Genomic DNA, 20,330 nt, shown 5'->3' on the forward strand with positions numbered 1-20,330 from the left:
GGTTATTTTCCGAATTCCGGTGAACAAACCGACAATGTAAGCAGTCTGCTTAAATGGCATGGCAATTGCGTTATTGTACCCTGCACATAAAACCGGCAATGTTTTGCCTGTTCTGTCTGTTTAGCGACAGAATGTCATTATAATTAATAAGAAATATGGGTAAATATAAAAATACAGCTTTTCAAACAATGTTCGGATCGGGAATGATGGATAATGAATCAGACTTTCTTCCAATTATTGCCGATGGCGATGACAAGGATTTAAAGAATGTGGAAGTACCATCTGTTCTTCCGATTTTGCCGCTGCGTAACACCGTGTTGTTTCCGGGAGTGGTTTTGCCAATTACCGTTGGCCGCGAGCGATCGTTGAAGCTCATTCGCGATGTTAACCAGGGAAGCAAATTGCTGGGTACCGTGGCCCAAAAAGATTATACGGTTGACAAACCCGAAGCAGGCGATTTGTACGAGATTGGTACCGTGGCTGAAATTATGAAGGTACTGGAAATGCCCGACGGATCAACTTCTGTTATCATTCAGGGGAAACGCCGTTTTAGAATAAACGAGATCGTTAGTGAAGAGCCTTATTTTAAAGCATCGGTTGAACCCTTAACCGATATTACATCGAAAGATGACAATGAGTTTAATGCCATTGTTGGTTCGCTGAAAGACCTGTCGATTAAGGTTGCACAGTTCTCAGCCAATGTGCCACCCGAAGCCACTTTTGCCGTTAAGAATATTGAAAACTCAACTTTCCTGATCAACTTTATTTGTTCGAATACTGATATAAATGTTGACGACAAACAAAAGTTACTTGAAATTGAAAGCCTGAAAGACCGTGGTGTGCAAGCCATTAGCTTTTTGGTGAAAGAAGTGCAGATGCTGGAGTTGAAGCATGATATTCAGAAAAAGGTGAAAACCGACATGGACAAGCAACAGCGTGAGTTCATGTTGAACCAGCAAATGAAAACCATTCAGGATGAGCTGGGCGGAAATCCTGTCGAGCAGGAAATTAATGCCTTAAAAGAAAAGGCGAAAGATAAAAAGTGGAACAAAGATGTGGATGAATTTTTCCATCGCGAGGTGGAAAAACTGGGACGATTAAACCCGGCCGCCGGCGAATATTCGGTGCAGTTCACGTTTTGCCAGACTTTGCTCGATTTGCCCTGGAATGAATATACTGAAGATAATTTCGATTTGAAACACGCCAACAAAGTGCTGGATGAGGACCACTACGGACTGGAGAAAGTGAAAGAACGTATGCTGGAGCACCTTGCCGTGTTGAAACTGAAAAACGATATGAAAGCGCCGATCCTTTGTTTGTACGGCCCTCCGGGAGTTGGGAAAACATCGTTGGGGAAATCGGTAGCACGCGCCCTTGGCCGCAAATATGCACGAATGAGTTTAGGTGGTTTACATGACGAGTCGGAGATTCGCGGACACCGAAAAACATACATCGGTGCTATGCCGGGTCGTATCATTCAGAATATTAAAAAGTCAAAATCATCAAATCCGGTGTTTATCCTGGATGAGATTGATAAGGTGTCAAAACATTTCCATGGCGACCCTGCTTCGGCACTGTTGGAAGTTCTTGATCCGGAGCAAAACAGCGAGTTTCATGATAACTACATTGAGCATGATTACGACTTGTCGAAAGTGATGTTTATTGCCACGGCCAACTCGCTGAGTACGATTGCTCCGCCTTTGCGCGACCGTTTGGAACTCATTGAAGTAAGCGGTTACCTGTTAGAAGAAAAGGTAGAGATTGCGAAACGTCACCTGATTCCAAAACAGTTGGAGAATCATGGATTAAAGAAATCAGATATCACTTTCCCAAAAGATATTATCGAGTTGATTATTGACGGATACACCCGCGAAAGTGGTGTTCGTGAGTTGGATAAAAAGCTGGCAAAACTGATTCGTAGAATTGCCAAGAAGATTGCTTTTGAGGAATCGTACAATAAAAAACTGACCAAAGCTGATGTGCGCGAATACCTGGGGGTTACCGAGTATTCAAAAGAAAAATACCAGGGTAACGAATTTGCCGGTGTGGTAACCGGTTTGGCCTGGACAGCTGTTGGTGGCGAGATTCTGTTCGTAGAAACCAGCCTGAGTAAAGGTAAAGGAGCTTTAACGCTTACCGGAAACCTGGGCGATGTTATGAAAGAGTCGGCAATGCTGGCCCACGAATACCTTAAATCGCACGCTGATGAGCTGGATCTGAATCCTGAAATATTCGAAAAGTGGAATGTACACGTTCACGTTCCTGAAGGAGCTATTCCTAAAGATGGTCCTTCGGCAGGGGTAACTATGGTAACATCGCTCGCTTCGGCATTTACACAACGCAAAGTGAAGAAAAACCTGGCAATGACAGGAGAGATCACCCTTCGTGGCAAAGTACTTCCGGTTGGTGGTATAAAGGAGAAAATTCTTGCTGCCAAACGTGCCGGAATTACTGAGATCATTCTTTCGGAGCAAAACAAGAAAAACCTTGAGGATATAAAAGAGGCTTACATTAAAGGATTGAAGTTCCACTTTGTAAATACCATTATGGATGTTCTTGAGATTGCACTTTTAAAGGCTAAAGTAGATAAGCCGATGAAGATTGAATAGCCATTTATTGCAAAATGATATAGAAAAGCCGCCTGGGATATTCCTAAGCGGTTTTTTTTATTTTTCAAATTGCAGAAAATCAAGCAGCTGTATAAAATAGTCTGTTGACCATATTTCAAGCTCATTTGGATTCGAAATGAATCGACTAATATCGTCTTTTACATTTTCTATGTTGGTTGTTTTAAATTTATCGATTAATAATTCTTTAAACCCGTCTTTTGTTATATCTCGCATGTAATCTCCTTCGCTTTGAACAGCCCTTTCTTTAAAGTGATCGAAGTTGAGAGGTATGTTGTTTCTTATATACCATTCAAAATCGTACCAGTCTCGTCCTTTTACCCGATTTCTCCATGTCCTGAAAAGCAGGGCGTGAATTTTGCCTGCAAACAAGCAAGGAAGAGTAAAACAGCGGGTCATGAACGAGAAGGGGAGAAGTAAGAGTTTGTATTCTGTTTTAAAATGAAGAGGTGGATCCTTATCGACTTCGATTTTTATTTTAACAGATGGTTGGGTTTGAAAACGGATGTTTACAATGTCGGTATTGTCTTTTAAAAATGCAGATTCAATAGAACTGGTTTCTTGTTTTACTTTTTTCTCAATGCTTACATTTCTTCCTACAGCTGAAAACTCATTCTGAATTACATCGAAATAGTTTTCCAGTTGAAATTCTGGATCTGAGTGCATAAGGGAAAAATCCATATCTTCCGAATAACGAGGGAGTTGGTGAAAGATTCTTAAGCATGTACCTCCGTAAAAGGCGGCCTTTTCGAAAAAGCCCGACCTGTTTAAACCTGCCAAGCATACTTGTTGCATTACCTCGTGTTGGGCATTTAGTTTATCTTCTTTTGTTTGAATGTTGTACCTCGACAACATTTGATTAAATATTTCAGCCATTTTGAAGTCCCTCCTGTAAAAAGTGTAGCTCCCGCCTTTTTCTTCTGTGCTCAGCGCATTGCGAAATAATTTCTGTGTTCCAATTGTGTTCACTCAGTTCTATTCGCAAATCAAAAAGTAAATATTCGCGTGCAGCTTTTACCGATTGAAAACGCAGGCCAGCTGTTGAAATGATTAAATCGCAAAGTGCTTTCTCCGGCGATGCCATTAAAAAGGCATATTCATCTTCAACAATTATTTGTTCTATTCCAATCGGAAAATATTCTCGAGGAACGGTAATGTACTCAAACTCGCCAAGGGGAGTTGTGTAACTTTTAGCTCTTTTAAATGTTGATGAAATGGTTGTATAAACTCTCTCCGGAATTAAACCATGATAAGAGAGAGCGCTTTCGCAAGATACATATGATGGGCCGTAAAGATTATTGGCAATGAGTTCGCGCGATATTTCCTGGTTACTGAGTTGAGGATTGGCAACATATAAACCTCGTCGTAAGCGGATAATGTCTCCGGCTTGTTCCATGCTGCTAATTTTATTATTTGGCGAGAGATAATCACCAATTATTTCTCTAACAACCGGCATTTCCATTGGGATATTGCTGTATGTTCTGTTGTCGTTCATATCTTATATTTACAAAAATAGCTAATATTGCACAGAAAATCAAATTTAAATCAATTAAGTATGCAAAAATAGCTATACAGAATGTCAAAAAAAGGCTGACTCTGTAAAATGTCAACCTCTTAAATATGCTTTTTAAAAGAATCCCAGTTCCAGCCGGGCTTCTTCGCTCATCATCGATTTATCCCACGGCGGTTCGAACGTTAATTCTACATCAACTTTTTCTACACCATCAACCGATTGGGCGGCCTGGGTAATATCATCAACCAACACATCAACCACCGGGCAGCCCGGAGCGGTAAGTGTCATTAAAATATTTGCCTGGTTATTTTCGTCAATATCTACGTTGTAAATCAGTCCCAGGTCGTATACGTTTACCGGTATTTCCGGGTCGTAAACCTCTTTCAGGTTATTTATTATTAAATCTATTCTTTTATCCATTTCGTTCCCTCCTTATCCTGCAATCTTGCTATAAGCAACAGCGTATAAACGAATTTGTTTTACCATGGCAAGCAGACCGTTTGAACGGGTAGGCGACAGGTGTTGTTTCAGCCCCAGATCGTCGATAAAGTGCAGCTCTGATTCAAGCAGCTCTTGTGGTGTACGGCCCGAAACAACGCGTAGAAGCAGTGCCACCAAACCTTTAACGATAACGGCATCACTCTCGCCTTTGAAATATATTTTACCATCTTTCAGTTCGGCTACCAACCACACCCGCGATTGACATCCTTTTATAATGTTCTGGTCGTTTTTATCTTTGGCGTCAAGCTCTTCCAAATCGTTCCCCAATTCAATCAGGTAGCCATATTTGTCCATCCAGTCTTCGTACATCGAAAACTCTTCAATTATCTCCTGTTGAATTTCTTCCATGCTCATAAATATCATTTTAAGAGTTAGCAAAGATCGTAAATTTCTTGTTTATGACAATGCTGGAAGCCGTTTATTCAGACTAATTCAAAACTAAGTTTTCGTATAGTTTACAAATGTCGAAATCATTATCTTTAAACTTCCGAACAGAAAAACTAAAAAATCAAGAGAAGAATGACAAAGTTAGCAGGTACAAAAACCGAACAGAATTTATTAAAAGCATTTGCCGGTGAGTCTCAGGCACGTATGCGTTATGATTATTTTGCAAAACAAGCCAAAAAAGAAGGATTGGAACAAATAGCCGCCATTTTTGAAGAAACAGCCATGAACGAAAAGGAGCATGCCAAGCGTTTCTTTAAATTTTTAGAAGATGGCAACATGGTTGAAATTACAGCCACTTACCCAGCCGGAAAGATTGGTACTACCATGGAAAACCTGAAAGCTTCGGCCGACGGTGAAAACGAAGAGTGGACAGAGCTTTATCCTGAATTTGCAAAGGTTGCAGAAGAGGAAGGTTTTAAAGAAATTGCTATGGCATTTAAACTGATTGCCCGTGTTGAAGAAGCGCATGAAAACCGCTACCGTACCCTATACAACAATCTTGAAGAAGGAAAAGTGTTTAAACGTGGTGATAAAGTGGTGTGGAAATGCCGTAATTGTGGTTTTATTCACGAAGGAACTGCAGCTCCGAAATTATGTCCGGCTTGTCAGCACTCGCAGGCTTATTTCGAAATTAAAGAATCAAATTATTAAGCTTACTTTTAGTGGAATTTCCAATATGAAAAATGCCATCCGATTGCTTATTCAATCCGGATGGCATTTTCTTTTTAGCTGAGCGCTGAAATCAAAGCATCATAATTGCTTTATTCAGAGCCTCCATAAAAATGTCAATCTCTTCTTTGGTGTTGTACATTCCAAAAGATATACGCGCGCAGGCCGACATGCCAAAATGCTGCATAATCGGATCGGCACAATGATGCCCGGTGCGAATGGCAATACCCATTTTGTCGAGCAACATTCCCAGGTCGTAAGAATGTATTCCGTCGATGTTAAAACAGATCACTCCCGATTTGTGAGGCGCTTCTCCGTAAATCTTCAAGCCAGGGATAGCTTTTAGTTTTTCGGTGGCATATTCCAGCAACTCATGCTCATGGATCCCCATATTCTCTACGCCAATTTCGTTTATCAGGTCGATTGCTGCTCCAAAAGCTGCTAATCCTGAAATATTAGGCGTACCTGCTTCAAATTTATATGGCAATTCGTTGAAGGTTGTTCCATCGAACGAAACCTCTGAAATCATTTGTCCTCCTCCCTGGTATGGAGGCATTTCCTCAAGCCATTTCTTTTTGCCATATAAAACACCTACTCCGTTGGGGCCGTATACCTTGTGTGCCGAAAAAGCATAGAAGTCAACATCCAGTTTTTGCACATCAATTTTTATGTGTGCCGATGCTTGTGCTCCGTCGATTAAAACAGCAACATTGTGTTGGTGGGCTATTTCAATTATCTTCTCAATCGGATTTATTGTTCCCAAAACATTGGAAACGTGATTAACAGCAATCAGTTTTGTTTTTGGAGTGATCAGTTCCGGCAACTTATCCATTTCAAGCAAACCGGTGTCGTTAAACGGAAGTTTTACAATCTTTGCTTTACGTTTTCCTGCTTCAATTTGCCAGGGCACAATGTTGGAGTGGTGCTCCATTTCCGAAACAATGATCTCATCACCTTCCGAAACATACTTTTCACAAAAGCTACTTGCCACCAGGTTAATACTTTCGGTGGTTCCTTTTGTGAAAATTATTTCTTTTCGCGAACCAGCATTAATAAACTCCTTCACTTTATCGCGTACCTCTTCGTACTCAACCGTTGCTTTATCAGCCATGTAGTGCGCGCCACGATGTATGTTGCCATAGTAATCGTTATGCAACTGCTCAAGTTTCATTAACACCTGAACCGGTTTTTGCGCCGATGCAGCCGTGTCGAGATAAACAAGTGGCTTATTGTATACCTTTTGCTGAAGAATGGGGAAATATGATCTGATTTTTTCGATATCGTAATTCATAGACTCATTGTTTACTGAGCGGGTGACTCAGAGTCACCTCCTCTGTCGATGTTATACAAAGGTGCAAAAGATTTTGTAATTTTATTGGAGTATACATTTATTTCATACCTATTTATCTGAATCTTAATTTGCTTCTGAACTTTGCGCCCAATCATATTTTTCATATTCATAAGAATACTATAAAGTAAAGGCTTGTAACCCGGTTGGCTGATTGGGAATTTTCGTCGTTTTTGGATTATTCGGGGAAAAGAAATGGTGACTTGATAAATAGGGAATTGGCGAGTGAGCTTGGATTGTACTAAACTTGACTGAGCAGGTGACTTTAAGTCACCTGCTCAGTTGTTTTGTATCTTAGCAATCGCACTGGTAAGCACAATCGTGACAACGGGAAACTTCACCTTTCAGGCGTTTGTCTACCAGTTCGTCGATACGGTCGCGCAATGGCTCCAGTTTGATCTCTTTTACCACCTCGTGGGCAAAAGCGTTCATCATCATCAAACGTGCCTGATCTTCGTTAATTCCGCGGGCACGCAGGTAAAACAATGCTTCTTCATCGATCTGACCAACTGTTGCACCGTGACTACATTTTACATCGTCAGCATCAATAATCAGCTGAGGTTTTGTTTGCATCGTGGCTTCGTCGGTCAACAACAAGTTGTTGTTGCGCTGGAAAGCATTTGTTTTTTGTGCATCGCGAACCACGTGTATTCTTCCGGAGAATGCACCGGTTGATTTTTCGTCGAGCACGTTTTTGTATATCTGATTACTTTCACAGTGCGGTGCAGCATGAATGACCTGTGTGAAATTATCCACATGTTGTTTTTTGTCCATAAAGGCCATTCCAAACATGTGCGCCTCGGCATTTTCTCCGTTTAACGCAAATTGCAGGTTGTTACGAATCAAACCGCCGTGTAACGACGCAGTGTGTGTTGTAACACGCGAATCGCGTTGCTGATCGATAAATACTGAATTAATATTTGTGGCTTTGTTGTGCTGGTTTTGCAGTGTGTAAAACTCAACTTCAGCATTGTTGCCGGCAAAAATCTCGGTAACCGAGTTATTCAGGTATTGGTTCAGGTTCAGTGTGTGATCGCATAACAACACCTGAACTTTAGCACCATCTTCAACAAGAATAAAATTCCGTTGAGTAGAGAATGTATCTTTTTCGTCCTGCAACAGATTGATGATCTGGACAGGACTTTCAACCACTACATTTTTCGGAACATAAAGGAAAAAACCATCTTTGGCAAAAGCTGTATTCAGCGCCACCATCGGGTCTTCTTCAACATTGGCAAGGCTGGCATATTTTTCCAGCAGCTCCGGTCTTTCTTTCGAAATACTTTCGAGGCTGTCAAGAATAACACCTTCCGGAAGATCTCCTTTTTCTGTTTCGTTTTTGTAGAACCAACCATTAAAAACCAGTGCCAAGTTGGTATTTAGTTGCGGAACATCGCAACGAAAAACCTCGCTCATATCGGCTTTCTTTTCCTCCCTTGTGTGGATGAATTTAAAATCGGGCACAAATGCCGGATTCAGGTTGGTGTATTTATAATTTTCATTTTTTCGCGTTGGTATACCCTGCAAAACAAAGTTCTGAAACGCCTTTTTTCGTTGAGCGTTCAAAATATCGGACGAGTTGGCAAAAAGCTCGTCTTTTACTTCGTTGTAATGCGCGGTATATTTTAGCGATAAATCTGTTTTGTCAACTAAAACGCTCATGTTAATTTCCGTTTTCTGATTTAATCCAGTCGTACCCTTTTTCTTCCAAATGAAGCGCCAGTTCTTTTCCGGCCGTTTTTACAATTTTTCCCTGGTAAAGAATATGTACAAAATCGGGTACAATATAATCGAGCAGGCGCTGGTAGTGTGTTACTACAATTGTCGACCTTTCGGGCGATTTTAGCGCGTTTACTCCGTTGGCGACTGTTTTTAATGCGTCGATATCAAGTCCCGAATCAGTTTCATCAAGAATTGCTAATTTCGGCTCGAGCAGTGCCATCTGGAAAATCTCGTTTTTCTTTTTCTCACCACCCGAGAATCCTTCGTTTACCATGCGGTTGGTTAATTTGGTATGCATGTCGACCAAATCCATTTTTTCACGCATCAATTTCAGGAATTCGCCTGCAGTAAGTTCTTTTAATCCTTTGTGCTTCCGGTGTTCGTTTACTGAAGTTTTCAGGAAGTTTACCATTGGTACACCGGGAATTTCAACCGGGTATTGAAAACTTAAAAAGATACCTTCCTTGGCACGTTCTTCAGGAGACTTGTCCAATAAATCTTCTCCTTCGAAAATAACTTCACCCTTGGTAATTTCGTAATCCTCTTTTCCGGCAAGTACGTTTGCAAGTGTACTTTTTCCTGAACCGTTAGGTCCCATAATAGCATGAACTTCGCCGGGTTTAACTTCAAGATTGATTCCCTTCAGGATTTCCATTCCTTCAACGGAAGCATATAAGTCTTTAATTTTTAACATCGTTAATCCTATACTGTTGCGGGAAAGAGCCTGAACTCTTGCCCTGAGTTATTTAAAATTTGTTTATCCTACACTACCTTCAAGACTGATTTGCAGAAGCTTTTGGGCTTCAACGGCAAACTCCATCGGAAGTTTATTCAGCACTTCTTTGGCGTAACCGTTCACAATCATTCCAATTGCAGTTTCCGTATCGATTCCACGTTGGTTACAATAGAAAATCTGGTCTTCACCAATTTTCGATGTTGTTGCCTCGTGTTCAACAACCGATGATTTGTTTCCCACTTCAATGTAAGGGAAAGTGTGTGCACCACAAGTATCGTTCAACAACAATGAATCACACTGCGAGAAGTTTCGCGAATTGGTGGCCTTTGGCATTACTTTTACCAAACCACGGTACGAGTTCTCACTTTTTCCGGCCGAAATACCTTTCGATACAATTGTTGATTTGGTATTGCGTCCGATGTGGATCATTTTCGATCCGGTATCGGCCTGCTGATGATTGTTGGTAACTGCCACTGAGTTGAATTCACCGATCGAATTGTCGCCCATCAAAATACAACTTGGGTATTTCCAGGTAATTGCTGAGCCGGTTTCAACCTGAGTCCAGCTAATTTTTGACGATACACCACGGCAAATACCACGTTTTGTAACGAAGTTGTAAATACCGCCTTTTCCGTTTTTATCTCCCGGGTACCAGTTCTGAACGGTTGAATATTTTACTTCAGCACGATCAAGTGCGATAATTTCAACAACTGCTGCGTGCAACTGATTTTCGTCGCGCATCGGAGCGGTACAACCTTCGAGGTAACTTACATAACTATCGTCGTCGGCCACAATAAGTGTACGTTCAAACTGCCCGGTATTGGCTGCGTTTATCCTGAAATAAGTTGATAATTCCATCGGGCAACGAACGCCTTTTGGAATGTAACAGAACGAGCCATCGCTAAACACGGCCGAGTTCAATGCTGCAAAATAGTTGTCGGCAACAGGTACGGCCTGCCCCAGGTATTTTTTTACTAAATCGGGATGTTCTTTTACTGCTTCCGAGAACGAACAGAATATAATTCCTTTTTCGGCTAATGTTTCTTTAAAGGTTGTTTTTACAGAAACCGAATCGATTACCGCATCAACTGCAACTCCCGCCAAATGTTTTTGCTCTTCCAGCGGAATACCCAGTTTGTTAAATGTATCAATCAGTTCCGGATCAACCTCGTCCAGACTTTCATATTTAGGGCCTTTTTTTGGGGCCGCGTAGTAACTTATTGCCTGAAAATCGATGGGCGGAACTTTTAAATAGGCCCAGTTTGGCATTTTCATTTTCAGCCATTTTCGATAAGCTTCCAATCTGAAATTCAACATGAACTCCGGTTCTTCCTTTTTGGCAGATATCAAACGAATCACGTCTTCGTTAAGGCCTTTGTCGATAATATCAGTTTCAATGTTGGTGATAAAACCGTATTTGTATTCGCCTTGCGTTACGTCATTCAATATTTTATCTTGTTCTTCCATTTTCTGACTCTCTTTCTCTATCTTGAATGATTAAAAAATTTGCGTCTCCTTTAAAACTTGCTACTCAACTAATTTTGGCTGCGGAATCTTTTTGATGGCTTTCTACCCATGCAATTCCCCAGGTTTAATGCAATAAATAACAGCAATTTCGATTAAATAACAACGCTTTTTTGTTCCTGTTCACGCATAAATTGCAAAGATATAAAACTATAGGTACTTTTGCAGGTGAAAAGTGTACAAAAACAGACTAAAAGGTCTTTTATTAACAATGAATAAAGAAAGAAAACAAACGAATATTTCAGAACTGGGAGAGTTTGGTTTAATCGACCGGTTAACGAAAGCAGTAACCATAAAAAACGAGAGTACGGTTAAAGGAATTGGCGATGATGCAGCGATTCTTGATTTTAAGAATAAACAAGTGGTTGTTTCATCCGATTTGCTAACCGAAGGAATTCATTTTAACCTGATGTATGTTCCGCTAAAGCACCTTGGTTACAAGGCGGTAGTTGTAAATTTGTCGGACATTTATGCCATGAATGCCATACCGAAACAGGTGACGGTGAGTATGGCAGTTTCCGGAAAATTTTCGGTGGAAGCTTTGGAGGAATTGTACGAAGGAATTCACCTGGCGTGCGAGCAGTATAATGTTGATTTGGTGGGTGGCGATACAACCAGTTCGTTAACGGGATTAACATTGAGTATTACTGCCATTGGCGAAGCTGAAAAGGATGATATTGTGATGCGAAGCGGTGCAAAACCAAACGACATTTTATGTGTGTCGGGCGATTTGGGTGGCGCTTACATGGGACTTCAGTTGCTTGAGCGCGAAAATGAAGTTTTTAAGGTGAACGAGAACATGCAGCCCAAAATGGATGGTTACGATTATATTCTGGAGCGCCAGTTAAAACCCGAAGCCAGAGGAGATATTATTGCGGCATTTAAACGACTGGGAATAAAACCTACGTCGATGATCGATATTTCGGATGGTTTGTCGTCGGAAATTATGCATTTGTGCAAAAACTCGGGCGTTGGTTGTAGTTTGTTCGAAGATAAAGTGCCGATGGATTACCAAACCAAACAAATGGCAGAAGAATTAAATATTAATCCTTTGGTTGCAGCTTTAAACGGTGGCGAAGATTACGAACTGTTGTTTACACTGCCGTTAGACGATTATGACAAAATAAAAAATGATCCTGATTTTACTGTTATTGGTCACATGACAGAAGCGGGAGAAGGCGTGAATCTGCAAACAACAGGCGGCTCGTCAATTCCGCTGGAAGCCCAGGGCTGGAATCATGGAAAATAATTCTTATAAAATGTTAATTATGATCCATAGAGTACGGGAGTAAGTTATATTTGGTTATCTTCATAGCTCATTTTTAAATAATCAAAAATCAAAAAGTAAGTTATGAAGAGACTAATGTTTTTTACCCTTTGCATTCTTATTGTATGTAATTCCTTTGCTCAAAAAATTGTTACAAATCCGGATGTAGGCTTTAGTACCAGCTCAAATGTTTCTATAAAGAAACTGGAGATAAATGACAGAGCGACCATTTTGGATTTTAGGACTGAATACACTCCGGGGAATTGGATCTTTATCCCCAAAGAGTCCTACATTCAGCCGGTTGGCGGCGAAAAGCTTTTTCTTTCTTCTGCAAAAGGAATACCGGTTGGCGAGCAGTATTTTATGCCAGATTCGGGAGTGGTTCATTATCAACTGGTGTTTCCTGCTATTTCTGATACGGTAAAAGCGATAGATTTTGGTGAGGCAAATGATGGCGGTTCCTGGTTTTTGTATGATATTGCCCTTCATTCAAAAGAAGGGGAGAATTCATTGCCCGATAGTTATTTGGGTGCTTGGATTAACGCGACAAGTGGTGACTTAGAATATTATATCACTCAAAAAAATGTGGTAACCGATATGTGTCTCTGGAGTGTTCAGGCTTTTAGTGGATCGGAAAAGAAAGGAGAACTAACAATCTCAGATGGAAAGACACAGAAAGTTCTTTTTTTGAAACAGGAAAAAAACGGAAACGTGCTGATTGGAGATTCAAAAAAATCACTTCGCACTTATACAAAAGATGGAACAGCGGCAACAAAAGCTGATGTTTCAGAATATGCGCTTTCTGTTTTTAAATACGATTCAGTTACCTATTCCGGATGTGTATTAACTTACAAACCCCGCTACGGGCAAAAAACCGGTAACATATATGTTAATAACATTCTTACCGGCTCTCAAGAAACTCATTTAGTAGAAATTCAGGATGATGGTTCGTTTTCCAAAACTTTCCCGTTTTATTATCCGCATGGCGTGTTTGTTCGAATGCCAAATTATTACAGTTCCGTTCATTTGGAACCGGGGGCTCATCTGTTTCATATAATTACTCCAAAAAAAGAAGGCGGTATTTTTATGGGAGATTGTGCTGCCGTAAATATCGATCTGGCAAAGTTGAACAACCTGGCCCGGATGGATTACAGGGAAATGCAAAACAAAATTCTGGATATGGATTTGGAGGCTTATAAAGCGTATTGTTTTGGTTTTGCCGAAAAGGGGCTTCAGGAACTTGATCGACTAAAAAATGAAGGTGAAATAAATGCACAAGCTTATCAGATAAAGAAATTTGATATCGAATACGATGCAATGAGCAATGCCATGGAGTATGATTGGAATTATGAGAATGCTTATCGCGAAAAAAATAAAATTCCCCGGTCTCAGCGTGACTTAGGTGTTGAAATCGAAAAACCGGAAGCAGATTATTATGATTTTGTTACTCCTGAAAATATTGAAAATCCCTTAGCTGTAATCAGTAATAATTTCGATACATTTTATAACCGACTGAAGTTTCTTCCGCTGCTTAGAACAAGCGTAGGCATTTCCCATGATGATATATTGCTGCAAATGGATGACAGCGATTTTACCCCCGATGAACAAGTTTTAATACATGAATTTAAAAAGATTGAGCGTTTAGGTGTTAGCTCGGGGATGAAGGAACTTAGCGAAAGCATGAGAGATGTTGGAGGAGAATTTTACAGGAAATACGAAGGTGAATTGAGGACATTTTATGAAGAGAATAACCATGAAATGGACTATGAAAAGTTTGAGCAATACCTAAAAGAAAAGGGTGAAACGCTAAATGATACAGAAAAGGAGTTTATTGCGAAGCAAAAGGAAATAGCAGCGTCGGATTACAGCAAAATGAGGGGTGCATTTTATAAAGATCATTCTGAGGCCTGGCAAAAACTCACAAAAGCAAAAGCAGAACGAATTAGTGAGCTGGTGAATCTGCGATTTGAAGAAATGAGGAATGAACAAATGGAGAAACATTTTGGTGTTGGGCAAGGTTTTGCAACAGATGTATTTTTATCTGAAGATGTTTGCCGAAAGGTAGTTGAAGAATATACGCCTCTCTCGGAGCCTCAATTGCTCGAAGTTAAGGGGCGAATTACAACACCTTTTGTAGCCGATTATATCCAATTGATGAATGACAATACCATTGAAAAAATCAATAATACGAAACATGGTGAAAATTCAATTGTGAACGATGTGCCCAAAACAAAGGCTGAGGAAATTTTTGATGCGATACTGGAAAACTACCGGGGAAAGGTTGTTTTGGTTGACTTTTGGGCAACGTGGTGCGGACCTTGCCGCTCGGCGATTAAAAGAATAGCGCCACTTAAAGAAGAGCTGAAAGATGAAGATGTTGTGTTTGTATATATTACAAATCCAAGTTCGCCTGAGGGGACTTACAATAACATGATTAAAACCATTGATGGCGAACATTACAGGGTTTCGCAGGATGAATGGAATTACTTGTGTGGACAATTTAACATCTCAGGCATTCCACATTATACATTGGTGGGAAAACAGGGTGAAGTACTTAACCCACATCTGTCTCATGGTTTAAGTAATGAGGGATTAAAACAATTGTTTAGGAAAAATTATTAGGAAATAAGCTGCATAAAAAAATGCCATCTGTCGGTTGACGGATGGCATTTTTTGTTTGATATTTTCTGATGGTAATTAATCCGGGAAATAACCACGGATAATACCACGTTTCGAGTCTTTTACAAAAAGTAAAACTTCATCACGCTCAGGTGTTGCCGGCATTTCTGCTTCAATAATTTCAACAGCCTGTGCAGTGTTCAACCCTTTTTGGTAAATGTAACGGTAAATGTCCTGTACTTCACGAATTTTGTCGTTGTTGTACTGACGGCGACGTAAACCAATAGAGTTAATACCAACGTACGAAAGCGGTTCGCGACCTGCTTTAATAAAAGGAGGAACATCTTTACGAACCAATGAACCACCCGAAATCATAACGTGCGATCCGATTCTTACAAACTGGTGTACGGCAGACATACCACCAAGGATTGCCCAGTCGTCAACCTGAACCTCGCCGGCCAGCTGTACATTGTTCACCAAAATAATGTTGTTACCAACTTTACAATCGTGAGCAACGTGTACGTAAGCCATTAAAAGGTTGTTGTTCCCAATTACAGTTTTACCTTTTGCCGAGGTACCTCTGTTAATGGTCACAAACTCGCGAATGGTGTTGTTGTCGCCAATTTCAACGGTTGAATATTCACCCTGGAACTTTAAGTCCTGAGGAGCGGCACCAATTACAGCACCCGGGAAAATCTTACAATTTTTTCCAATTCGCGTTCCGGGTAAAATCGTTACGCTTGAACCAATTCTTGTCCCTTCACCGATTACAACATCATGATCAATTGAAACAAAAGGCTCGATAACTACATTATCGGCAACTTTTGCATCGGGATGGACATAGGCTAATGGTTGTTTCATGTTATACTTTTTAACTGTCTTTATTTATCTACTTTTTTACAATCTGTGCCATAAATTCACCTTCGGCAACAATTTTATCACCAACATAGGTTGTTCCTTTCATATTGGCAATTCCTCTTCTAATCGGCGAAGTTAATTTTAATTTGAAAATCAGCGTATCGCCCGGAACTACTTTTTTTCTGAATTTAACATTATCAATTCGAATAAAGTAGGTCGCAAATTGTCCTTCTTGTTTATTGAGTACCAATAATCCTCCGCATTGAGCCATGGCTTCAACCAGTAAAACTCCCGGCATAACCGGCTCGTCGGGGAAATGTCCCTGGAAGAAGGGCTCGTTTACCGTAACGTTTTTAACACCAACAATTTCGTCTTCGTGAATACAAACTACTTTGTCGACCAGAAGGAAAGGGTAACGGTGCGGAAGTAATTCTTTTATCCGGTTAACGTCCATTAATGGCTCGTCGTTTGGATTACATTTTGGAGCTGCATCAGCTTCTTTACGTAATTGCTTTTTTAGGGTAGCAGCAAACATGGTGTTTGGCCCGTGTCCCGGTTTCGAAGCAATAATCCTTCCTTTAATGCGCTTGCCCAGCAAGGCCAGGTCGCCAATTACATCCAGTAATTTGTGGCGTGCACATTCGTTGTCGAAATGCAAATCGAGGTTATTTAAAATACCCTGTGGTTTTACTTCAACACGTGGATGATTTGTTAGATCGGCCAAACGGTCCAGTTCTTCCTGGCTGATCTCTTTATCGATAATTACAATTGCATTATTCAGATCGCCGCCTTTAATCAGGTTGTGGCTCAGTAAAAATTCAATTTCGCGAAGGAAAACAAAGGTCCGGCATTCGGCAATCTCAGTTTTGAAATCCTTGATCGACTCGAGTGTTGCGTATTGATTGTTCAGCACTGCCGACGGAAACGAAATCATTACATTTAAACTGTAATCGTTGTCGGGTAGCGCAATAATGTGCGAACCTGATTTTTCGTCGAACATTTCGATTTTTTCGCTGATCTCGAAATAATCGCGCTCAGCTTCCTGTTCAACAATGCCCGCTTTCTCAATGGCTTCAACAAAATATTTCGAGCTTCCGTCGATAATCGGAGCTTCTTCGTTATTTACTTCAATAAGAACATTGTCGAGATCCATTCCCACCAATGCGGCAAGTGCATGTTCGATTGTTCCTATGCGCGCACCATCTTTTTCAAGCAGTGTTCCACGCGATGTGTCGATTACCAAATCTACATCAGCGTCAATAATAGGCTGGTGTTCCAGATCAACACGTTTAAATTTAAAGCCATGGTTCTCCGGTGCAGGTAAAAAATTCATTGTTACATTAACACCGGTATGCAAGCCTTTCCCCTCAATCTTAAAAGAGTTTTCTAATGTCTTTTGTTTTACAACCATTGAAAAGTGAAATATTTCTTAATTTTTTTTGTCTGTATTGATTGTCTTCTTCAATTGAAGCACATCGCGGCGAATTTCCGGAAGGTCCTTCAGAAGAACATAGGCGCGCATGGCCGTTTTGATTTCGATGGCCGGAGAGCCAAGAAGTGTTTGATTGCTTTTAAGGTTGGAAACAACACCCGATTGAGCACCAAGCGTAACGTTGTCGCCAACAGTAATGTGTCCACCTAAACCAACCTGGCCGCCAAACATACAGTTTTTACCAATTTTGGCCGAGCCAGAAATACCGGTTTGAGCCGCCATAACAGTGTTGTCGCCAACTTCAACGTTATGGGCTATTTGAATAAGGTTGTCGAGTTTTACACCTTTTCTGATAATGGTTGACTCCATTGTGCCACAGTCGATAGTGGTGTTGGCACCAATTTCAACATCGTCTTCCAGCACGGCATTCCCAATCTGATGAACCTTTTTGTACGTACCGTCTGCCTGAGGTGCAAAACCAAAACCATCGGCTCCGATTACTGCTCCTGAGTGAATGATACAACGGTTTCCGATAACACAGTCGTCGTAAATTTTTGCGCCCGGGTAAAGAATACAGTCATCACCAATTTTAACATTGTCGCCAACATGTACCTGCGGGTATATTTTTACATTTTTCCCGATTTTGGCATTGTTGCCGATGTATGCAAAGGCTCCAACGTAACCGTCATCGCCACGAGTTGCACTTTCTGCAATGTAGCAAGGTTGCTCAATTCCCTGTTTCATACTGGCTTTCGCCTGTACATACAAATCAAGTAACGACGCAAATGCCTGGTAGGCATCGTCAACTTTTATCAAAGTAGCCGAAATTTCCTCTTTTGGAGTAAAACTTTTATTAACCAATACCACCGAGGCTTTGGTCTCGTAAATGTAGTTCTCGTATTTTGGATTGGCAAGGAAAGCCAAAGTGCCTGGTTTTCCGTCCTCTATCTTTGAAACATTTGATACTTTCGCATCACCATCACCAACAATTTCTCCATTCAAAAAAGAGGCGATATCCGTAGCTTTAAAATCCATTATCTGTTTTTTTGGCGATGCAAATATAGGTTTTAACTAGTAAATGTCCAATTCTTTAGGATAACACACAAAATACTTCTTCACTGTTTTTCCAAGTGCAGACAGGTTTATATCCGATGCATCGTTGATTTCTTTTACTGTTCCATCCTTATATAAAACCGAAATGTTTTCGTAGTGTTTGTTGTATGCATTGTTGGTTATAACGCCTGTCATCAGGAAATATTTCGCCAGATCAGGATCGGGAACCAGCTGCTTTTCAATTTGTTTTAAATACTTCAGTTCTTTTGCTGTAGAAATGGGTTTGTCGCTGAATTTTGTTCGCGGCAGTTTTCGGTTTGTTATACTTTTTGCCATCTCCGATAAAACCGGATCAGGATGGTTTTGCCATTCTTTTATCGAGATCAAAATGTCGTTGTCGTCGAGCAGCGTGTACCACTGCAATACATTTCTCTCTTGTATTTTAATGTTTGAACGAAAATCCTCAGGGGTGAAATTATTCGTTAAAAAAACTTTTAGGGTGGGGGTTACAAACAGTTCGCCGCCGTTTGTAATAATTTCACGTGCACGTTTTAATACATTTATCAATAAAAACTCGGCAGCCACAACTGTTTTATGCAGGTAAACCTGCCAGTACATCAGGCGTCGAGAGATCAGGAATTTTTCAATCGAATAAATTCCCTTTACATCAACCACCAGCTGATCATTGTGTACATTTAGCATTTTAATAATGCGGTCGATACCAATTGTGCCTTCCACCACTCCAGTAAAAAAACTGTCGCGGCTCAGGTAGTCAAGCCGGTCCATGTCCAGTTGGCTGGCAACAAGCTGGTGCAAAAACTGTTTCCTGTATTTATTGGTAAACACTTTGATGGCCAGATCCAGCTTGCCGTTAAACTGCTGGTTCAGCTCTTGCATCAGCATCAACGAAATTTCTTCGTGCGAAATATTTACCAGGGTATTTTCAAGCACATGCGAAAAAGGAGCGTGGCCAATGTCGTGCAACAAAATGGCAATGCTAACCGCTTCGGCCTCTTCGTCGGTAATTTCGTGCCCTTTTATTTTTAGCACCGTAATAGCCTGGCGCATTAAGTGCACAGTACCGATAGCGTGCTCAAATCGCGTGTGATTGGCACCCGGAAAAACCAGGTACGACAAACCCAGCTGCTTGATGTAACGGAGACGTTGAAATATGGGGTGTTCAAGCAAATCGAATATAATATCAGACTGCAGGTTGATAAATCCAAAAACGGGGTCGTTTATAATTTTCTTTTTATTGAGCTGGACTTGTTGCACAAAGCTGTTTTTCGATTGGTTTAAAACTACAAAACTTTCTGTTATACAAATGACAATGTTTTTTTTAGGAAATAAAACGCAAAGACAGGTAAAAATGAATTTGTTATACACAGAATGCGGTTAATGATTTTTTAGTTTAAAATCAGCATTTTATGTAACTGCGCATATTTGTTAATGTTGGATAATATTACTATTTTTGCCGAGAATTTTCTAAAAAGCGAAATTTTTAGGGGACCGTTGGTTCCCTATTTTGTTACATATAGAGAAATGATAGCAAAACAAAAAGTAATAGATTTGGTGAATGAACGTCTTGATGATCAGATGTTTATTGTTGATGTGACTATAAGTTCATCGAACGACATTAATGTGTACGTTGATGGATTTAACGGCATTACCATCGAACAATGTATTGCTGTCAGTCGTAATGTAGAGCATAATCTCGACAGAGAAGAAGAGGACTTTTCGTTGCAGGTTTCGTCTCCGGGCCTAACCGAAAGCTTTAAAGTAAGGCAGCAATACGAAAAATATACCGGAAAAGAAATTGAGGTTTTAACAGCCGACAGTGAAAAACTGAAAGGGCTGCTTTTGGAAAATAGTGAAGATGGCATAGTACTTGAGACTTCGAAGCGCGAAAAAGTGGAGGGGCACAAGAAAAAGCAATTGGTAGTAAAAAAACATAATTTAAAATACGACGAAATAAAAAGTGCGAAAGCGGTTATTTCATTTAAATAAAGCGATG

Annotated in this window: 17 protein-coding genes; 5 read left to right on the plus strand and 12 right to left on the minus strand. The window is 40.5% G+C overall.

Annotation, left to right across the window (positions count from 1 at the left end):
- Window positions 1-155: 155 nt before the first annotated feature.
- On the plus strand, window positions 156-2,609 hold the full coding sequence (gene lon / locus LH29_RS16635) for an endopeptidase La (protein ID WP_082063791.1): 2,454 nt from the start codon (window positions 156-158) through the stop codon (window positions 2,607-2,609).
- A 57-nt stretch (window positions 2,610-2,666) separates the two neighbouring features.
- Here the strand turns inward: lon and LH29_RS16640 are convergent, their stop codons facing one another.
- The 4 genes from LH29_RS16640 to LH29_RS16655 all read right to left on the minus strand — a co-directional run bounded on the left by LH29_RS16640 (window position 2,667) and on the right by LH29_RS16655 (window position 4,995).
- Window positions 2,667-3,503, minus strand: coding sequence for a nucleotidyl transferase AbiEii/AbiGii toxin family protein (locus tag LH29_RS16640; protein ID WP_045031820.1), 837 nt, complete (start codon window positions 3,501-3,503; stop codon window positions 2,667-2,669).
- The gene (locus LH29_RS16645; RefSeq protein WP_045031822.1) at window positions 3,496-4,122 is read right to left on the minus strand and encodes a type IV toxin-antitoxin system AbiEi family antitoxin domain-containing protein; all 627 of its coding nucleotides are present in this window, start codon (window positions 4,120-4,122) and stop codon (window positions 3,496-3,498) included. The genes LH29_RS16640 and LH29_RS16645 overlap by 8 nt, the downstream gene beginning before the upstream one ends.
- A gap of 132 nt (window positions 4,123-4,254) precedes the next feature.
- Window positions 4,255-4,560, minus strand: coding sequence for a metal-sulfur cluster assembly factor (locus LH29_RS16650; protein ID WP_045031823.1), 306 nt, complete (start codon window positions 4,558-4,560; stop codon window positions 4,255-4,257).
- Between the two features lie 12 nt (window positions 4,561-4,572).
- Complete coding sequence (locus tag LH29_RS16655; protein WP_045031824.1) at window positions 4,573-4,995, minus strand: SufE family protein; 423 nt, start codon at window positions 4,993-4,995, stop codon at window positions 4,573-4,575.
- 165 nt (window positions 4,996-5,160) lie between these two features.
- Between LH29_RS16655 and rbr the strand changes: the two genes are divergently transcribed.
- A complete protein-coding gene (rbr, locus tag LH29_RS16660) occupies window positions 5,161-5,739 on the plus strand; it encodes a rubrerythrin (protein WP_045031825.1) in 579 nt (192 codons plus the stop codon).
- 91 nt (window positions 5,740-5,830) lie between these two features.
- Here rbr and LH29_RS16665 read toward each other — a convergent pair whose 3' ends face one another.
- The 4 genes from LH29_RS16665 to sufB form a co-directional block, all read right to left on the minus strand.
- Entirely contained in the window at window positions 5,831-7,048 is a 1,218-nt protein-coding gene (locus LH29_RS16665) for an aminotransferase class V-fold PLP-dependent enzyme (RefSeq protein WP_045031827.1), read from the minus strand.
- A 351-nt stretch (window positions 7,049-7,399) separates the two neighbouring features.
- Window positions 7,400-8,767 (minus strand): Fe-S cluster assembly protein SufD, encoded by a 1,368-nt coding sequence (gene sufD, locus LH29_RS16670; protein ID WP_045031828.1) that lies wholly within the window; start codon window positions 8,765-8,767, stop codon window positions 7,400-7,402.
- 1 nt (window position 8,768) lies between these two features.
- Complete coding sequence (gene sufC, locus LH29_RS16675; RefSeq protein WP_045031830.1) at window positions 8,769-9,521, minus strand: Fe-S cluster assembly ATPase SufC; 753 nt, start codon at window positions 9,519-9,521, stop codon at window positions 8,769-8,771.
- 63 nt (window positions 9,522-9,584) lie between these two features.
- On the minus strand, window positions 9,585-11,030 hold the full coding sequence (sufB, locus tag LH29_RS16680) for a Fe-S cluster assembly protein SufB (protein ID WP_045031832.1): 1,446 nt from the start codon (window positions 11,028-11,030) through the stop codon (window positions 9,585-9,587).
- 268 nt (window positions 11,031-11,298) lie between these two features.
- On the opposite strand from sufB, the gene thiL reads away from it, so the two are divergent.
- Both thiL and LH29_RS23990 read left to right on the plus strand, forming a co-directional pair.
- Entirely contained in the window at window positions 11,299-12,336 is a 1,038-nt protein-coding gene (gene thiL / locus LH29_RS16685; protein ID WP_045031835.1) for a thiamine-phosphate kinase, read from the plus strand.
- Window positions 12,337-12,438: 102 nt separating this feature from the next.
- Window positions 12,439-14,976, plus strand: coding sequence for a TlpA family protein disulfide reductase (locus tag LH29_RS23990; RefSeq protein ID WP_052671034.1), 2,538 nt, complete (start codon window positions 12,439-12,441; stop codon window positions 14,974-14,976).
- 75 nt (window positions 14,977-15,051) lie between these two features.
- Here the strand turns inward: LH29_RS23990 and lpxA are convergent, their stop codons facing one another.
- The 4 genes from lpxA to LH29_RS16710 are packed head-to-tail and all read right to left on the minus strand — an operon-like array spanning window position 15,052 to window position 19,591.
- A complete protein-coding gene (gene lpxA, locus LH29_RS16695) occupies window positions 15,052-15,834 on the minus strand; it encodes an acyl-ACP--UDP-N-acetylglucosamine O-acyltransferase (protein WP_045031837.1) in 783 nt (260 codons plus the stop codon).
- A 28-nt stretch (window positions 15,835-15,862) separates the two neighbouring features.
- Window positions 15,863-17,242, minus strand: coding sequence for a bifunctional UDP-3-O-[3-hydroxymyristoyl] N-acetylglucosamine deacetylase/3-hydroxyacyl-ACP dehydratase (locus tag LH29_RS16700; RefSeq protein ID WP_045031838.1), 1,380 nt, complete (start codon window positions 17,240-17,242; stop codon window positions 15,863-15,865).
- 18 nt (window positions 17,243-17,260) lie between these two features.
- Window positions 17,261-18,298 (minus strand): UDP-3-O-(3-hydroxymyristoyl)glucosamine N-acyltransferase, encoded by a 1,038-nt coding sequence (gene lpxD, locus LH29_RS16705; RefSeq protein WP_045031840.1) that lies wholly within the window; start codon window positions 18,296-18,298, stop codon window positions 17,261-17,263.
- Window positions 18,299-18,334: 36 nt separating this feature from the next.
- The gene (locus LH29_RS16710; protein ID WP_045032024.1) at window positions 18,335-19,591 is read right to left on the minus strand and encodes an HD domain-containing protein; all 1,257 of its coding nucleotides are present in this window, start codon (window positions 19,589-19,591) and stop codon (window positions 18,335-18,337) included.
- A 267-nt stretch (window positions 19,592-19,858) separates the two neighbouring features.
- Here LH29_RS16710 and rimP point away from each other — a divergent pair, with 267 nt between their 5' ends.
- Entirely contained in the window at window positions 19,859-20,323 is a 465-nt protein-coding gene (gene rimP / locus LH29_RS16715; RefSeq protein ID WP_198152483.1) for a ribosome assembly cofactor RimP, read from the plus strand.
- The last annotated feature ends 7 nt before the right edge of the window (window positions 20,324-20,330 follow it).

This window comes from Draconibacterium sediminis (genome assembly GCF_000949475.1).
Classification (GTDB): domain Bacteria; phylum Bacteroidota; class Bacteroidia; order Bacteroidales; family Prolixibacteraceae; genus Draconibacterium; species Draconibacterium sediminis.

Excerpts from the sequence above, each read along its gene's own strand:
- lon (WP_082063791.1), top strand. The coding sequence starts at position 156 with ATGGGTAAATATAAAAATACAGCTTTTCAAACAATGTTCGGATCGGGA.
- LH29_RS16640 (WP_045031820.1), bottom strand. The coding sequence starts at position 3,503 with ATGGCTGAAATATTTAATCAAATGTTGTCGAGGTACAACATTCAAACA.
- LH29_RS16645 (WP_045031822.1), bottom strand. The coding sequence starts at position 4,122 with ATGAACGACAACAGAACATACAGCAATATCCCAATGGAAATGCCGGTT.
- LH29_RS16650 (WP_045031823.1), bottom strand. The coding sequence starts at position 4,560 with ATGGATAAAAGAATAGATTTAATAATAAATAACCTGAAAGAGGTTTAC.
- LH29_RS16655 (WP_045031824.1), bottom strand. The coding sequence starts at position 4,995 with ATGAGCATGGAAGAAATTCAACAGGAGATAATTGAAGAGTTTTCGATG.
- rbr (WP_045031825.1), top strand. The coding sequence starts at position 5,161 with ATGACAAAGTTAGCAGGTACAAAAACCGAACAGAATTTATTAAAAGCA.
- LH29_RS16665 (WP_045031827.1), bottom strand. The coding sequence starts at position 7,048 with ATGAATTACGATATCGAAAAAATCAGATCATATTTCCCCATTCTTCAG.
- sufD (WP_045031828.1), bottom strand. The coding sequence starts at position 8,767 with ATGAGCGTTTTAGTTGACAAAACAGATTTATCGCTAAAATATACCGCG.
- sufC (WP_045031830.1), bottom strand. The coding sequence starts at position 9,521 with ATGTTAAAAATTAAAGACTTATATGCTTCCGTTGAAGGAATGGAAATC.
- sufB (WP_045031832.1), bottom strand. The coding sequence starts at position 11,030 with ATGGAAGAACAAGATAAAATATTGAATGACGTAACGCAAGGCGAATAC.
- thiL (WP_045031835.1), top strand. The coding sequence starts at position 11,299 with ATGAATAAAGAAAGAAAACAAACGAATATTTCAGAACTGGGAGAGTTT.
- LH29_RS23990 (WP_052671034.1), top strand. The coding sequence starts at position 12,439 with ATGAAGAGACTAATGTTTTTTACCCTTTGCATTCTTATTGTATGTAAT.
- lpxA (WP_045031837.1), bottom strand. The coding sequence starts at position 15,834 with ATGAAACAACCATTAGCCTATGTCCATCCCGATGCAAAAGTTGCCGAT.
- LH29_RS16700 (WP_045031838.1), bottom strand. The coding sequence starts at position 17,242 with ATGGTTGTAAAACAAAAGACATTAGAAAACTCTTTTAAGATTGAGGGG.
- lpxD (WP_045031840.1), bottom strand. The coding sequence starts at position 18,298 with ATGGATTTTAAAGCTACGGATATCGCCTCTTTTTTGAATGGAGAAATT.
- rimP (WP_198152483.1), top strand. The coding sequence starts at position 19,859 with ATGATAGCAAAACAAAAAGTAATAGATTTGGTGAATGAACGTCTTGAT.